Below are 16,240 nucleotides of genomic sequence, written 5' to 3' on the forward strand. Positions count from 1 at the left end.
AATAACGAAATAAAGATGATCAACCAGATGGTAAAGATGTTATATCTCTGTAGTATCTAGCGTATTACCAGCCGGGATTCCAGAGATAAAGTCTGGCTGGATCCCGCCCCATGGTGGCGATGTGTTGGCTATCGGGTGACCAGGCAGGAAACGAGGCTGTATAGGTGTTTTCTTCTGAATCATGGCTCTGGCCCAGCAGTTGTCCTGTTCTGGCATCCCAACACTGTAAATTTTCATAATGGTCGGTTATACGACCTCTGCTAAATCCTATCCGCATCCATGGTTTAATCTCGTAATAACTGCACGCCACAATGTATTTGCCATTGGGTGACCAGGCGACCTCCGCCAGATTATTGTCCACGGAATCCAGGGATGAGAGTTTGCTACCAGTGTTCGCGTCAAATATCGAGACACATTGCTTGCCGGGCTGATCCCCGCTGCCTGGAATATAATCGGCGATAGCCACACGATGACCATCGGGGGCCCATGCCAATGGAACAGGTATAGTCATATAGGAGTAACTCTGACTTATGCCATCCTCGATTGGCGCTTTATTTGCATTTAGTGAGGATAATTTTTTTCCTTGCTTGATATCCCAGATGATGGCATTGTCTTCTAGATCGTTGAATGCCAGCTTATCGCCGGTTGGTGACCAGGAGATCCATGTGTCATAAATATAATGCTTAACGAGAGAAGGTTGGTTGTTGCTGCTAATTTTCTGTAACACATTGTTACCCTTGCTAGCCGTGATATCCCATATTTTTATCTGACCCGTGTAATCATGGGTTGCCAGGTGTTGGCTATCAGGTGCCCAGGAAAAAGCAAAGCAAGAGCGATAATTGCCTACAATGGCTAATTTATATGAGGTGATAGTTAGTGGCGTTAGAGGTTTCCAGCTTGAAGTGTCATAGATCAGGATTGAAGCAGGTTCTTTTAAATAAGTGTTATTATGGTGATCGATGGCCAGATAACGACCATTGTGCGACCAGTTGATCTGACGGCTGGCTTGAGATTTTGCATTCAAACTGTGCTCCAAAACCTCACGTGCGATATCCCAGATAAAGATTCCTCCGCCGCTGGTTGTGGTGGCGATAAAGCGACTATCAGGTGACCATGCAGGTGTATTTGTTATGGTACCTGGCATCAGATTAATGGTGGCGGCCGCTTGAATACTTTTGTGGTTGATCTCATCAACATGAAAGAGTAGATCACGGCGCCACGGTTGATCAGCGTTGGCCTTCCAGGCCAGCCCACTGGCCAGCAAGCCAGCGGTGGTAAGTCCACCAATAACGAAATTTCTTCTTTTGATGACCTTCTGTTGAGCGGGCGAAATAACAGGTTGCTTCAGCTTTTGTAGCTCGCTCATCACTGTGCGTATGCTATCTGGCCGCTTGTCAGCTGGCAGCGAGACCATGTGCATCACCAGTTGTTCCAGGCGTGCTTGTTGTGGGTCTGGCGAATTGAGGGGGGCAAAATGCAGTGGTGAGTCAATGGGATCATTGCCGGAAAGCAGATAATGCAGTAGCGCGCCCAGGCTATAAATGTCTGACCGTTCATCAGTTTGAGCCTTGCCATATTGCTCAGGAGCCGCATAGCCAGGCGAGCCAAAGGGGATCGTATCCTTCTGCTGAGCCTGTTTAAAATTGCGTGCGATGCCAAAATCGATCAAATAGAGCTTACCGGGTCCCGAGCGAATAATATTGTCCGGTTTCAAATCGCGATAAATAATCGGTGGTTCATGTTCATGCAGATAAGTCAGCACCTCACAGAGCTCATTGGCTACAGCTAAGATCTCTTTTAATGGTAATGGATGATAGTCCGGGGAGCCAGGATTGGTATAGCGCTGTTTGAGATAGGTTTCAAATGATTCACCCCCGAAATAGGTCATGGCCAGATACCAATGTTCCGCATCAGAGAATGCTTCGCGTAGGCGAGGCAACTGTGGGTGCCTGAATTGTGAAAGCAACTGTACTTCGCGATTATAGGTATCGGTGGCTTCAATAATCTGTTGCGCAGACAACCCTTTAAGGTTAATCTGTTTCAATGCGACCAGTGAATTGGCTGAGTGATGGGTATCTCGCGCCAGATAAACCGCGCCAAAGCCACCATCGCCCAGTTTGCGCAGCACCTCATAGCGCCCATGGATCAGTGAAGTTTGTTGCGTTGATGTATAGAGCATAGATTGTTGTTGTGATGAATCACCTGGATTATTATTCGCTCCCACAAGCTTCTGTGTTTTACGCATATTTAAACTCCTGCTCCTATCTCTATTAAATATACGTATGCACACTCTATTATTTCACAAGCTAAATGTCGTCTCCATTATGTTGTGGTTGATAGGTGATAATCTGCTAATAGATGGCGTAATTATATATTGATATATAAAGCCTGGATTAATGGATATAAGTATGAGTTTTATTCTGTAATGATGTGCAGATGAATGCATATCTATCTGAGATTTCATGGAGGAGCAACTGATGGGTAGAAAGCCGCAACTCTTATGGCCTGGCATAGTATTATGTTTTGCGCTGCTATGTATATTACAGGCCTGTGGATCAACGCCACAGGCGCCCGAGACCAAATCCGTGAGGAGTGCGCAACCAGTGGCAACTCCAACACCGACTGTGCCAGTCGTGCCGCGGAAAGATGTAACCTTCACGACTGCGGACCACATTAAGTTAACTGGCTGGCTCTATGGCAGTGGCACGAACGTCATTGTATTGAGTCTCGTACCAACGTCGGGAAAATCCTCCTGAAAATCTAGGATTAAGCTAAACATGAATGCCAGGCATCGGTATTCAGTGATACCTGGCTGTGGTGACACTCCGCACGCCCTGAAGGGGCGGCGGCTTCTTGCACTCCTACGTAGTCGGCCCCCTGAGTCGGTGCCTCGTTGAGGCAACTCGTTGAAGACCGTAGTGGGTGAGGAATACACTCAAGCACAGATCCACACATCTGCTCGCTTGAAGGGCGGTGCCATGCCTGTTCACCGTTTCATGCCGTACCCGACGGGTGTGCAGCCAACGTCGGGTGTTTGGCGACCTGGAAAGGGTGAACACCTTTCTCTTTCGAAAACTGATGCATGCATCAGTGGGAGGCTTTTCTTGAACGATTTTGCCTGGCAACACTTCCTAAGGCCGTACAGCCTGTGCTGTCGTGCCTTCGTTGCACCTATGCAGTATAATCCAACCATGCATTCTATGCAACAAGCAAGGGCTAAAGCCCACGAGAAACCCGCCTATCCGCCTGGGTTTAAACCACAGCGGCTTGCGGCGGGTTACGCTTTTGTCATTGTGTACCTGTTTAGCGAGGAAGGCTTGGATAGTGCTTGATCAGTGTTTCCAGGATCCAGATAATAGGGGTGACAGTGCTGTACAGGAAGAGGTAAAAGGTGAGCAGGAAAACGGTGAAGAGGATTGAGAAGAGTAGCAGGCTGCGTGCTTTCTGTCGATCTTTGAGCACACCCAGTACGTTTTTGACCAGTCCCAGCGGGTTGGTCAGCACATCCCAGCTATTGAAGCGTAGGAAGCGCCCGATGTAGATACCTACGTTTGAAACGAAGAGGTAGATGATGATCAGTAGCCAGCTAAAGACTGGCGGTACAGAGAGGTCCAGCATGCGATGAATCAGGAGCAGTGAAAAGCCTCCTAGCAGCACGCCGCAGAGAGCGAGGGACAGAATGACAATGGTATCAAACCAGAAAGGGACTGTGTTGACTTCTTCCTTGAGATGGTGGAACTCCGTGACCAGGTACGTTGAATTGGGAAAGAAGACGAACCAGATACATAGGAGCAGGATGACGAGCCAGAGTTGTGAGGTCACGGAAGTTAAAAAGAAAAAGAGGGCGATGCTGACGCAAACGATAGGAATCCAGGCCAGAAAAAGGTTGAGCAGCATTGGTTTATAGAGTGGGTAAGGGTAGATTCTGGCGCGTGCAAATAGGAGGCCGACAGTTAAAATGGAAAAAAGGATTGTACTTCCGAGCATCGGCAAAAGCAGTGCTGTTGTGATAAGCAACTCAAAATGCTGATTCATGATAAAATTTTCTCTGTTTACTACACTAAAGACACATCAAATACAAAGCTATTATAACATGCATATGCTTGCATAGTATAGATGATGGATGAGCTTTCCAGAGCTATGTGATTTTTCTTTTTGGCGCCTGCGGCGCCAGATTAGGATATGTGGGATGTGTCAGGTGTGCGGCCGCGGCCGCACACCTGACACATCCCACATATAGAAAAATTGTTTGATTCTGATCTCAACGCGACTGTTACCTGAAAATGGAATAGCCCTGTGAGCATTTCAGGATGATTTTATGGTCGAGGAGCCCAAATATGGTATACTCAAAACTACTTTAGCCGGAACGGGTGGGAGGTGCGTGTTTTCCAGTCTTTGAGCCAATCAAGGCCTGGACGGGCGCGAGATAGAAAGCAGATGGGTAACTGGCCAGATCAACAAAGAAGAGGAATAAGTGTGAGTCAAGATATAATCTCCCCAGCTTCGCTAGGTTTTCTGCGGGTCGCGGTGGTCGCACCAGAGTTGCAGGTGGCAAATGTTCCCTATAATACCCGGGCTATTAGTGATGCTTTGCATGATGCCGCGGCCAGGGGATGTCAGTTGGCGCTCTTTCCTGAACTTTCCATTACCGGATATACCTGCGCTGATTTGTTTTATCAGGCAGCGTTGCAGCAGCAGGCCATTGAGGCTTTGCTCACGATTGCACGGGTAGCAGGAGAGGCTAACGTGGCCGCTGTAGTTGGCCTGCCTGTAGAAATTGGTGGCAAACTGTATAATTGTGCCGCCTATGTCAACGCAGGAGCGGTACTGGGTATCGTGCCGAAAACATATCTGCCCAATACCAACGAATACTACGAAGAGCGCTGGTTTACCTCATCCAGGAATAGCTCTGTAGATGTTGTGCAGCTGGGTGGAAAGGTCATTCCTTTCGGGACGGATCTACTGTTCGCGGCCACTAATTTTCCTGGCTGTGTGCTGGGTATCGAGATCTGTGAGGATCTGTGGGCAGTTCAACCTCCCAGTGGTGATCAGGCCCAGGCCGGTGCCACGGTCCTGCTCAATCCTTCGGCCAGTGATGAAGTTCTGGGTAAGGCTCCATACCGTCTGTCATTGGTGCAGCAACAATCTGCACGCTGTCTGGCGGCCTATCTCTATGCTGGCGCAGGTCCCGGTGAGTCAACAACCGATGTTATTTTTTCGGGCCATGCCTTTATCAGCGAAAACGGCAAGATGCTGGCCGAGACCGAGCGTTTCCATTTCTCGACCCAGATGGCGGTTGCTGATGTCGATGTACAACGCATGACACATGAACGCTTACGCAATAGTAGTTTCTCAGCGGCCCGGCCGTCCCGGACATACCGAACTATTCAATTTGAGATGCCTGTTTCGACACGGACCAGCGAGCAGAACGCGCTGATCCGTCCCGACCTGACGCCAACCCCTTTTGTTCCAGCAGATCCAAACCAGCGAGCCAATCATTGTCAGGAGATCTTCCAATTGCAGGCCATTGGACTGGCCAAACGACTCAAGCATACCGGTGTCAGGCATATCACCCTTGGACTCTCCGGAGGTCTGGATTCAACGCTGGGCCTGCTGGTTACGCAGCAAGCCTTTGAGATGTTGTCTTTGCCGCTCGAAGGTATTGTGGCAATTACCATGCCGGGTTTTGGCACCAGCAAACGCACGCGGAATAACGCCGAACTACTGGCGAAGGCGCTGGGTATCACCCTGAAGGAGATCCCGATCCGCGAAGCCGTACTGCAACACTTCCGGGACATCGGACATGACAGCAATGACCATGACATCACCTATGAAAATGCTCAGGCCAGAGAACGCACCCAGATCCTGATGGATGTGGCCAATCAGATTGGTGGATTTATGGTTGGAACCGGAGATCTCTCAGAGCTAGCGCTCGGCTGGTGTACATACAATGCCGACCATATGTCCATGTATCATGTCAATTCCGGCGTGCCTAAGACCCTGGTGCGCTATTTGATCGAATGGTGCGCCGAAAGCGTCTACAGTGGTCAGACCTCGGATGTATTACAGGATATTTGTGCCACCCCGATCAGTCCTGAATTGTTGCCATTGGGTGAAAATGAGGCGATCCTGCAAGAGACCGAAGTCACCATCGGACCCTATGTCCTGCATGATTTCTTCCTCTTTTATACCGTACGCCATTCATTTACGCCACGCAAAATCTACTGGCTGGCCTGCCAGGTCTTCGCGGGACACCATACGCCTGCTGAACTGCTTCGCTGGTTGCGCCTGTTTTATCAGCGCTTCTTTGCTGCTCAATTCAAACGTTCAGCCATGCCTGATGGACCAAAAGTAGGATCGGTCGCCCTCTCACCACGTGGCGACTGGCGTATGCCCAGCGATGCCAGCAGCGCCCTCTGGCTCCAGGAGTTAGACGCCATAGAGCACACCCTACCCAAAGAGTAGTTTCGACCCTCGCGGTCGATTGTCTCTTGTACTATTATTAGACTGGAAGATGAGAACAACCAATCATCAAAGGATGAGGCATAATAGATGGACCTTCGTCGTTATCTTCTTTTAATTTATCAGGTGCCAAGCCAGCCATCGGGAATCCGTGTAGGTATCTGGCGCGAGCTGAAGAAAATGGGCGCGCTCTACTTGCAACAAAGTGTCTGTATTTTTCCTGAAATAGCGACACTGCGTACAATGCTACAGAAGATTACTGAACGGATCACAGAGCAGGGAGGAACTTACCACTTGTTGCCCCTGAATGAACTACCTCAGGAAGAAGAAAATAAAATCGTTGATGGTTTCATTGCTCAGAGTAATCTGCAATATGATGAGATCATTGAGAATTGCGATGTGAATTTCAGCAAAGAGATTGAGTTTGAAACCTTTCGTCAGAATTTCACCTACGCAGAAGCGGAAGAGATTGGACAAGAGCTCGATAAGATCCGTCGCTGGTATGATCGTGTGGTCGAGCGTGACTGGTTTGGGGCGGCCCGACGAGAGATCGCGCAACAACGTATCGAGCGCTGCGCAAAAATGCTTGAAGAGTTTGAGGAAAAGGTTTTTCTTAAGCAAGAGGATGATGAGTCGCAAACAACCCTGTTCACTCAGGAGAATAAACAACTTCATCCCCGCCGTACCGAGCGGAGCCATCCACACAAAAGTTGAATAGTGACTGCCAATCTAACTGGATAGATGCAGCTATTTTTACTTGAACCGAAAAGAAAGAGGGACCATCTAGTAGCCTGTATAGAGCTATAGATGGTCCCTCTTTCGTCCGCGAGCAGGACTCGGACTTATTTTCTGCCACGCAGTTCTCGACCAAGCGTCAAGCTCAGTACGACCAGGATGACCACGATCAGAATGGCTCCCGAATAAGGTCGGATCGGTGTCAGTGAGGCCACATTATTGATCAGGGCCAGTAAGAGAAACACTAGTAAGCTACCAATGAGAATAATCATATCCCCAACGATGAAATTATAGACCGCTTTTAGAGGTTTCATCAGCAAATACGCTCCCTTTCTTTTCCTATTTATTCTTCCAAACTACCAACGGCTGATGCTGCGATTGAGCGCTTCTGGCTTTTCAGCCATGTAACCAGCACAAATGAGGCCAGTAGATAGATGGCAGCAAGAATAGGAATGAATGCATCCGCAAAAGGCCAGTCAACCTTAAAGCCTTCGATCATCCAGAAGGTACCAAATGATGTGAGCATAATGCCAACCACAAACTTCAGCGTGTTTTCAGGCACCTGTTTGAGTGGGGCGCGTACCAGTGCTCCCAATATGATTACCAGGATGCCTGCCACGATAGCGCCGATCGCAGCTGAGGCGATACCACCGATACCACTATGAGATGAGGTGGCATTACTGCCAAACGTAATCACGATGAAGGCGACTTCCAGTCCTTCAAGCAAGACAGATTTGAATGAGAGCGCCACCGCTGTCGGTTGAATCTGGGTGATATCTTCACCACGCGCACGCATCTCCGCCATCGTCTCCTCAAAAATAGCTTCCTCATCATGGAGTGCTTTCAGACCGCTATAGCGCAGAATAGCTTTTTTGAGCCATTTTAAACCAAAGAGAATAAGAATAAATCCAACGATCAAGCGTAAAAGCTCGATGGGAACATAATAAACAATCGCCGTACCAAAGACTGCTACAATAACAGCCAGGGCCACGGCTGCCGCCAGGGCGCCAATCATCGCACTACGCCAGTTTATCGTGATGCCAACGACCAGAACAATCGTAAAGGCTTCGACAAATTCTACGGCTGATGCGAGAAATGCCGCAACGGTCACTGCCCATTCCATAAGAGCAAACTCCTTTTTCACAATTACAACGAGACGGCCATGCTTTATCTACTTACCAAACTGTTTGTGATACGCACAAAGAAGAACACTGTGTGTCTCTTTACCTATTGTAACATATATTTTTTGTAACATATGTTGCTAGCAACAGGTTTTACACCATTTTTAACAGGCGAATAATTGTAAGTTAACTTCTTTCAACGATAAAAGTTCTCCAATGTAGATTGTACGATTGGAGAACTTTTATTATCTTTTTTTCATAGTAAGAAGATGGAGTGATTGAATATAAGTATGAGCTTAAAGATGCTCAATAGTCTGTGCCAGAGCCTCAAGAACCGTGATCAATTTTTGTGTGACTTCAGCATCCACAAGCTCACCAGCAGGATCCAGTTTCTTGTTGATATGAGGGATGGAGAGTGTACCTGCTTCGGGAACATTTGCGCCTAAAGCTTGCAGGGTCAGCATCAGCGATGCATGGGCTTTATCTCCTCCTCCCCATAGTGGAGATGCACTGATGGCCACGACCGGCTTGCCCGAGAAATCGCCGCTAGAAACAGTCCAGTCGAGCGCATTCTTCAGCACACCAGGAACCCCGAAGGCATATTCAGGAGTACAGATCAGTACCCCATCTGCATCGGTCAGCAATTGCCGGAATGTTTGTACCGCCGCAGGCGATTTGTCATCATCAATATCTGGAGAGAAATGAGGGAGATCTCCCAGACCTTCATAAAGTGTGAAATCCATCGTTGCGGGTGCCAGTTTGATGATCGCACGCACAAGTCTGGTATTAGTTGAACTGGTACGCAAACTGCCAGAAATAGCCAGGATACGCATAGATATATTCCTTTCGCGCTCTGTCCAAAAGAAAGAGTTGGTAGGTATAGGTTAGTGTCGACCATAATGGTAGTGGTCTGGTAGCAAGTGTACACGTTCAAGTGGACTTGAAGTCAAGGGGGAATGTTCGCTCTTTGTAGATATCCGTTTTTGTGTGAGTTACAAAGAAGAAGTAAAAATACCGCGTATGAAAGAGTAAAAGAGGCTGGACCACGTATGTGTCCAGCCTCTTTTATTGTAGAGATCGAGCTTGCTATTTTTTAAAGACAAAGGTATTTCTTAGCGCCATTGGCCCATCATAGCTCCATGAGCGGGCTTGATATGCTTCTGGATCGCTGGCTGCTCGTAATAAAGATGTTTGAGCAGGGGTGAATATTGCATGGAAGGTTGGATTTCCTTTTTCGGCAGGCAGATACGCAAGTTGAGCCTTATAGATTGCTCGTTGTGTGTGGGGAAGAGGAGCCACTTCTGCCGGAACACTATCTAAATGGTGTTCAAATATACTCAGTAATGCCGTACTTTGTTCAGTTGTAGCTCTGGCATCAATGAGAAATACCTCTTGCCAGAGTTCATTGTTATTGGCATAGACCGGCTGTGTCATGCTCATAATGGTCAATTTTGAGACATCCAGATCCTGAATTGTTCCAGCCTCGATATAATAACCGTTGACGCGCCAGAACGGATAGTTGGGTCCAGTCCCTCCATTGACGCCGTCCGCACATTTACAAGGATTACAGTCGCAAGGATTGCAGGAGCAAGAATCCCCACGAGCCCCGAAGACGGATCCTTTGAGTAGATAATTTTGTTGGATCACGGTAATCATATGTCATTCTCCTGAAAACAAGCCAGACTTTCAGACGCTAGCGCAGCGCCAATGTGCCTGATCCAGCATCACCAGTGTAAAGAAAAGTTTTTACAGAGACACAGTAGAGGCATACTATTTTATACTTCTGGAATGAGTATAGCATAAAATACATGAGTATACACATATTGATCTTGATAAATTAATACTGATTCTTTGCCTGAAACATTGTATCCAGGGTGCTCGCGGAGATTTTTGGTCTGACCGGTAAAATTATTATTGTATGAGTAGGAGATGAAAAGGAGCGTAAGATGATACAGATATGTTGTTTGATGATGGGGAAGATGAATTGTAATGGATGTGTGGGTAATATCACCAGAGTATTACAATCTTTTCCTGGTGTTGAGGTGCTCAGTAGCGATCTCGCCACAAAAAAGATCTCAGTGCGTTATGATCCTGAACTGGTCAATTTTCAAGAGGTAGAGCAAGCGTTGGTAGATGCTCGCTATCCTGTCATCAGCATTGCTGTATCTACAGAACTGACAACAGGATAGCTATCCCGGCTAACTCGTTGAAATATCACCACTGGTAAGACGTACCTGTAAGGGGGAGTGGGCCTTACAGGTACGTTTATGGTGTGCAGTGGCTATAACCGCCGTCGCTGGTCCATCCTGAAGGGAAGTTTTCCCAGTGTAATGTCAACTTGCCATCACAGGTTTGCATTTTTCCGTGATAAATCTCCTTGAATTGAATAGGATAAGTGACGATACTTCTGTTATTTTTATCGGTACCCCAGGCGGGAGTGCCGAGTTGATAGGATTGGATGTTGCTACCCAATAGTTGGTGCGTATTGTACAGGCTCTCAATGACCAGCGGTGGGCGACCATAGTAATAGAAAGCACTGCAACCTGCAAGCAAGCTAGCCAGGACGACCAGCAGGATGGCTGTGCGTAGATGTGGTTGAGAAGCCGGATAAGGTGGGTTGGGGAGAGACTTCTTATCGACCACGAGAGTGTGTGCCAGCAGATCACCTAAGTGCTGATGCTGTTTTGTGCGTTCGATACAAATGAGCGTCAGTAAACCTGCGCCAAGCGCATAGAAGAGCTGAAGAGCTTCTATGGGACGTAAGATATTGCGTAGAAATGCCTGCCAGGGCGTGATACGCCAGCTTTTTCGCTCGTTAGCCGCCGGAATTACATATAATCCCAGGCCCGTTTTGCCAATAGTTGTACTGAAGAGAGTTTCCAGCACAAAAAAGTAGCTAAAGGCAAGCAACGCGAGCCACCACCAATCAACGCTTGTCGTAGCCGTATATGGATACCAACCAGTTTGTCCGGCTTGCGGTAATGTACCACTTATGATACGTACAACGCCAAAAGTCGTATTAACAATCAAGGCCAGAATATTCAGACAGAGAAAGTCTAATATGCCAGCAATAACTCGCTGCCTGACAACTGAGACATCAGGTGCAGGATTGGCAGAGATTGATGCAGCGGCATCAGCATGATCTGTCAACAAGGGAGCCCCTATTCTCTATTATCTATCTTGACAATAGTATTTGATATAGATATCTGCAAAAACACCAAAAATGGTCTTAATTTTAATACGTTATCATTGCATAATTCGATTTATAAAATAAATGTTTTAGCAATAAAATCTTTCCAGAACGAAAAAATTCTTCTGATGATAAAGCTAGAATAATAATGTATTGCCTGAACATAAGACCGATGCGGCATTGATCAGGAAAGTGGTTGGCCGCACCTGGGACAGATGTGGGTGGGTGTATCGTGGAGTCGATCATATACCTGTAGCGAGAAGCCACAGTGTGGACAATATCTGGCATGCCAGTTCTTTGGTTTTTTAAAGCTGCGCCCCCCACCTCCTCCGTCAGAAGTATTATGGCTCGAAAATAGATCAGTGAAGAAAACCAGGAGTAACGCTACGGTCAGAACGGTGACCAGACAGATGATAGCCTTGCCACGACTCAATTGCTGCACGCCCATCAGTGAAGGTAAGCAGAGCAGGAAACTGTATAGTGTCAGGAGTATGGCCATGGCAGTTAGCGGAAGGCGTAGCTGTGTTGCCATGTTTGGAGCAATCGAGAGCAACAGTGTGGTGGCAATCAGCAGTAGAACAGGAGGCGTAGCAATGACCAGTACACTGTACAACTGTGTATGGTAGCTGCCTCGGCCCTGTTGCGTATGGGCAAGGAAATGCAGGGCCAGAGTCCAACCCAGGATCAATAAAGGGGCCAGCAGCGTCAGCGTTATCACCACTGCAGGTGCCAGGGGCTGTGGAATCAGATGATTGAAGCTTATGTCCTTGAGACCCTGGTTTAACGCAGGCAACCGTCCCCAGATGCAGGCGCCCAGGCCGGTCGTCAATGCGAAGCAGCCGAGCCAAACAGTCAGGATACTCCATCGAGCATGCTCTTTATGTCGAGCGAAAGTAGCAGGTACTGGCCAGAGATATGTTATCAGCACCTGCAAAGGAAAAAAGACCAGGGCCTGGAGATGTCCATCTGCCGGTAGCACAAGAGCGTTATCATTGAGATACGGGCTAGCGTTCATTACCTCATCCTTTTCGTGGGAATGTACCTGTCTGTCTTATCACCTCATAAGCATACCTCTACCTATGTTCCCACGCTATGAACCGGATCTCGCTGTGATTGTGAATATATTCACTCTGGATAAAGTTCAGATCGACCTCACAGAGAAGCCTTCGATCTTTTTTTCGTTGATCAGACGGGCGATTTCAGGTGGGCCAGCAGTTGTGATGGCTGCGAGTTCCTGGCGTAGCTTGAGAAGCGTCTGTTCTTTGCCTTTGCATTCAAGCATGACATCATAAGCGCATCCAGATACGCTGGCAAGAAATGTGATAAAGGCGTTGACATCGACATACATACTATGTGCGCCTGAACGTTTGGCGGGATCCTGTTCGGAATAGTGCAACTTGGGCTTGCGATCCCGCCAGGTGGCGAAAATGCTGGTCCAGGGGAGATCCGTCAGTGGAGTATTGCCATTGATCTGATGATGTAACGAATCAACAATCAGTGGTACGCCTGTTTTCTCGCAGATTGGCAAGAGATCAAGGACTGACCAGGAGCGCTCATCATTCTCCAGGCGGATGCGCCGCTGGCTCTCAACTGGTAGCGAGAGCAAATTACGCTGAATACGCTCCGCGGTCGCGCTCCGATCCCCATAGACTCCGCCACCATGTAAAACGATATCTCCATCGATGCCCAGAATATCCATTAGATAGCAGTGGTATTGTAGATCCTTAATGCTTCTCTCCCAGATCTCACCCGCGGCAGAAGGCAGCGTAAATTGACCTGGATGGGTAGATAACCGCATTCCTTGCGTCAGGCTCTTGATTTCATCCTGTAAAGGGAATGCAATTTTTGTAAGCTCAACCTCAGCATGTGAACCAAATGGTATGAGGTCAGAAGAGAGGCGATACATCATGATGTCATGCTCGCGATTCCAGCGCAAGATAGCCGCAAGTAAAGCCATATTTGCATCTACCAGCGTCTGCAAATATGGCAATCCCTGCGTACGTAGCGTCGCCAGCCGTAATGTGCGGAACGTGTTGGCCATTGAAAGATTAATACAGGCGTATCCCAGTTTCATACCATGCTCCATCTTATAGTCATTATGTCATACTAATGTATGAAGAGAAGACGCCTCAAGCAGATCTTTTGTGTCATCTTCTATTATTCAGACAGAGAATGTACCAATCAAAATGCAGTGCTGGCTGCCACGGGCCGTGCAATCGGTATCAAGTTTGAGTGGTTTGACCGTGGGGCTTGCAAAAATGTAGTCAATACGAAACACAGCCCAGACCTGATTAAGGACACGCATTCCCCAGGAATATCCAGTGCCGGTCCCGACTGTTGTCTGAGTATCCTGCATTCCCATAGAGAGATCCTGATAGGCTTGTTCGCGTTCACTGGTATTCATATCACCCAGCAAGAGCAAGCGCTCATTGTGTTTGAGCAGCGGTTGTAAAAACTGCTGGAGTTCTTTGATCTGATTATCGCGGCGTTGTGGACAATAAAGGCAGTTATAAACGGTCTGCACCGCCGAGATCGGATGGGCATTCACGACGATAAGGGTTTTTCCATTCCCCAGATCTAGTCGTGCCCACATGACGCGTGGAATGTCCCAGACCGCGCGCGAATCATCGGGTGCCTGAAGTATGCCATGTTCCAGAATAGGATACTGGCTTAGCAACGCCTCTCCTGGTGGTACTTCGTCCTGTTGATACAAATGATATGGATACTTTTGCTGGATGTCCGTGGCCAGATCTAGTCCGTTCGCATCGGCCTCCTGCAAGGCAACGATGTTTGGATCCTTTAGATTAATGATACCGCGCAAATAGCCATCGCGCCTGTTACGCCCACGGAAATTCCAGGTAAGCGCGCGCACCTGTTGAGCACCCGCCGTTTGATCCGTGCTCGGTCCGCTAAAGCGGGGAGGGCACCAGAGACTAAAAAGAACCAGGCCAAACACAAATACAACCCTTAAGATGGCTGTAAAGCGCCAGAGCAAAAATGGTAGCAGTAATAGCAGTGGAACGAACAGGTAGGGGGCAAAGATGTTAGCCAGGGCCAATATTCCTTCACGTTGAGGAGAAATAGTATTACTGAGCAACAAGACATCAATCACCAGAAGATAGAAAAGGGTGATTATAATCAAGGCTTTAAAACGTTGTTTGCCCCAGATACGTAAAAACCAATTCATTGTATTCCTTCAATACCAATCTTTTATGATTATATTATAACAATACTCTTCTTTAATATATATCGCAAGATTAGCTGGAAATATCTCTCTAGAAGATAAGCTCTTGTGCGTACTGGGGCACTAAAGCGCCATATCTCATTTAGTATGTTGTGAAAAGGATGTGCTCAGCACATCCTTTTCACAACATACTAAACCTTTTTGAGTGCCTAAGGCGCGAAAATCGGGATGGAGAGATTCGCGGAAAGCATGGCAAGCAAGTGCTAACAGAGAGCATGCGTTATTGCTGTGAAATCATCCGGGCTCGAAAGCATTCAGGGGAGTGATCATTGACCATGCCAATTGCTTGCATAAAGGCATAGCAAATCGTGGCACCAACGAATCTGAAGCCACGTTTTTTTAAGTCCTTGCTCATCACTACACTTCTGGCAACCGCATCCTGTTGCTGTGCATCGACCAGGGGTTGCCCATCGACGAACTGCCAGATGTAGCTATCGAAGCTACCAAACTCACGTTGGACCGCTAGAAAAGCGCTGGCGTTTTCAATGACGGCATTTATTTTGAGGCGATTACGAATGATGCCTTCGTTGGCCAGAAGGTGGGCTTTTTTTTCGTCATCGTAGTGTACAATCTTTTCAGCGACAAAATCATCGAAAGCGCGACGATAATTCTCGCGTTTCTTGAGCACCGTAAGCCAGCTTAATCCGGCCTGTGCCCCTTCTAGATTGAGCATCTCAAACAGCAAGCGGTCATCATGAACCGGCACGCCCCATTCTTCATCGTGATAAGGAAAGAACAACTCATGGGTCTGGGCCCATGCACAACGCACCTTACTGGTTTCATCAGGACGAGAATCAATTCTAATTTCTTCTATCATTTTGCCAACACAATCTAGCGATATCATGACCGTTGTTGGTGAGGTGGTGCTGATATCGCATTATAGTATGCTTTTCATGTTTGTTAGAAGGATATTACCACAAGAAGGTGAGCTTAAAATGCTCTTCAGGCATTTTGGGTCGCCACATCATCAATCCATTGTTGTATTGATCTATTGCGCTGCTCTTCTTCCCAGGTATACCAGGCTTTTAGCCACTGTTCATCAACCATACGGAGCACATCTTTAAAACGCCGAAATGCTCCTTTCCCCCGTATTGCGATCGACAGTTTTTCTGCTGCCTGTGTATCCCCGGGTTCTACAATCTCGTTGATAAAATCTTCCATCCATGAGTATGATTCACGGGAAGAAATCGGCTTAATCAGTACATATGAATCATTGCCGATTACATCATCTAATGTGACCCCTTGATTTTGTTGTGCTGCAATTTCTTCGTCGTCTGTAAAGTAGACAATGGCCCCGGTTTCGATATTCAAGTAAGCGGTAGACTCGTCTGTAGTTGATAATGCAATCTCTAGCATCCCATCATCGATGGGTTTGCCATTAGGAAGTTTAAACATGCTGAGCGTCTCCTGATCTGATATCTCGCACCTTGATTTTCCTGTTTCAAGCGCGTGCCTTAAAGATGTAATAATTATTATGGTATAACAACG

At 47.5% G+C, this 16,240-nt stretch carries 16 protein-coding genes; 4 read left to right on the forward strand and 12 right to left on the reverse strand.

The genetic code is table 11. The annotated features are described in order from the left end of the window. Nucleotides 1–64: 64 nt before the first annotated feature. Nucleotides 65–2,245 carry a serine/threonine-protein kinase gene (locus KDW_RS26300; protein WP_151758891.1) on the reverse strand — a complete coding sequence of 727 codons (2,181 nt, stop codon included), beginning with the start codon at nt 2,243–2,245 and terminating at the stop codon, nt 65–67. A 232-nt stretch (nt 2,246–2,477) separates the two neighbouring features. On the opposite strand from KDW_RS26300, the gene KDW_RS26305 reads away from it, so the two are divergent. After that, entirely contained in the window at nt 2,478–2,756 is a 279-nt protein-coding gene (locus KDW_RS26305; RefSeq protein WP_151758892.1) for a hypothetical protein, read from the forward strand. Nucleotides 2,757–3,303: 547 nt separating this feature from the next. Here the strand turns inward: KDW_RS26305 and KDW_RS26310 are convergent. Beyond that, nucleotides 3,304–4,035, reverse strand: coding sequence for a DUF1361 domain-containing protein (locus KDW_RS26310; RefSeq protein WP_151758893.1), 732 nt, complete (start codon nt 4,033–4,035; stop codon nt 3,304–3,306). 441 nt (nt 4,036–4,476) lie between these two features. Between KDW_RS26310 and KDW_RS26315 the strand changes: the two genes are divergently transcribed. Both KDW_RS26315 and KDW_RS26320 read left to right on the forward strand, forming a co-directional pair. Then, on the forward strand, nt 4,477–6,465 hold the full coding sequence (locus KDW_RS26315) for an NAD(+) synthase (RefSeq protein WP_233097915.1): 1,989 nt from the start codon (nt 4,477–4,479) through the stop codon (nt 6,463–6,465). An 87-nt stretch (nt 6,466–6,552) separates the two neighbouring features. Further along, on the forward strand, nt 6,553–7,176 hold the full coding sequence (locus KDW_RS26320; RefSeq protein ID WP_151758895.1) for a Chromate resistance protein ChrB: 624 nt from the start codon (nt 6,553–6,555) through the stop codon (nt 7,174–7,176). A 128-nt stretch (nt 7,177–7,304) separates the two neighbouring features. Here KDW_RS26320 and KDW_RS26325 read toward each other — a convergent pair whose 3' ends face one another. From KDW_RS26325 to KDW_RS26340, 4 genes are all read right to left on the reverse strand, one after another. Further along, a complete protein-coding gene (locus KDW_RS26325; RefSeq protein ID WP_151758896.1) occupies nt 7,305–7,511 on the reverse strand; it encodes a hypothetical protein in 207 nt (68 codons plus the stop codon). A gap of 29 nt (nt 7,512–7,540) precedes the next feature. Further along, the gene (locus tag KDW_RS26330; RefSeq protein ID WP_151758897.1) at nt 7,541–8,320 is read right to left on the reverse strand and encodes a COG4280 domain-containing protein; all 780 of its coding nucleotides are present in this window, start codon (nt 8,318–8,320) and stop codon (nt 7,541–7,543) included. Nucleotides 8,321–8,614: 294 nt separating this feature from the next. After that, nucleotides 8,615–9,151, reverse strand: a complete 537-nt coding sequence (locus KDW_RS26335) for an NADPH-dependent FMN reductase (protein WP_151758898.1) — start codon at nt 9,149–9,151, stop codon at nt 8,615–8,617. A gap of 253 nt (nt 9,152–9,404) precedes the next feature. After that, nucleotides 9,405–9,974: a DUF1326 domain-containing protein gene (locus KDW_RS26340; protein ID WP_151758899.1), complete on the reverse strand. Its 570-nt coding sequence runs from the start codon at nt 9,972–9,974 to the stop codon at nt 9,405–9,407. A 290-nt stretch (nt 9,975–10,264) separates the two neighbouring features. On the opposite strand from KDW_RS26340, the gene KDW_RS26345 reads away from it, so the two are divergent. Further along, nucleotides 10,265–10,507 (forward strand): heavy-metal-associated domain-containing protein, encoded by a 243-nt coding sequence (locus tag KDW_RS26345; protein ID WP_151758900.1) that lies wholly within the window; start codon nt 10,265–10,267, stop codon nt 10,505–10,507. Between the two features lie 76 nt (nt 10,508–10,583). Here KDW_RS26345 and KDW_RS26350 read toward each other — a convergent pair whose 3' ends face one another. The 6 genes from KDW_RS26350 to KDW_RS26375 all read right to left on the reverse strand — a co-directional run bounded on the left by KDW_RS26350 (nt 10,584) and on the right by KDW_RS26375 (nt 16,147). Then, a complete protein-coding gene (locus KDW_RS26350; RefSeq protein ID WP_162005626.1) occupies nt 10,584–11,468 on the reverse strand; it encodes an RDD family protein in 885 nt (294 codons plus the stop codon). 224 nt (nt 11,469–11,692) lie between these two features. Then, nucleotides 11,693–12,523 (reverse strand): YIP1 family protein, encoded by an 831-nt coding sequence (locus KDW_RS26355; RefSeq protein WP_151758902.1) that lies wholly within the window; start codon nt 12,521–12,523, stop codon nt 11,693–11,695. Between the two features lie 126 nt (nt 12,524–12,649). After that, nucleotides 12,650–13,582, reverse strand: coding sequence for a UV DNA damage repair endonuclease UvsE (gene uvsE, locus KDW_RS26360; RefSeq protein WP_162005627.1), 933 nt, complete (start codon nt 13,580–13,582; stop codon nt 12,650–12,652). A gap of 87 nt (nt 13,583–13,669) precedes the next feature. Then, entirely contained in the window at nt 13,670–14,695 is a 1,026-nt protein-coding gene (locus KDW_RS26365) for an endonuclease/exonuclease/phosphatase family protein (RefSeq protein WP_151758904.1), read from the reverse strand. Between the two features lie 277 nt (nt 14,696–14,972). After that, entirely contained in the window at nt 14,973–15,569 is a 597-nt protein-coding gene (locus KDW_RS26370) for a DNA-3-methyladenine glycosylase I (protein ID WP_151758905.1), read from the reverse strand. Between the two features lie 125 nt (nt 15,570–15,694). Beyond that, a complete protein-coding gene (locus tag KDW_RS26375; RefSeq protein ID WP_151758906.1) occupies nt 15,695–16,147 on the reverse strand; it encodes a UPF0158 family protein in 453 nt (150 codons plus the stop codon). Nucleotides 16,148–16,240: the final 93 nt, after the last annotated feature.

The organism is Dictyobacter vulcani (assembly GCF_008974265.1).
GTDB classification, from domain to species: Bacteria; Chloroflexota; Ktedonobacteria; order Ktedonobacterales; family Ktedonobacteraceae; genus Dictyobacter; species Dictyobacter vulcani.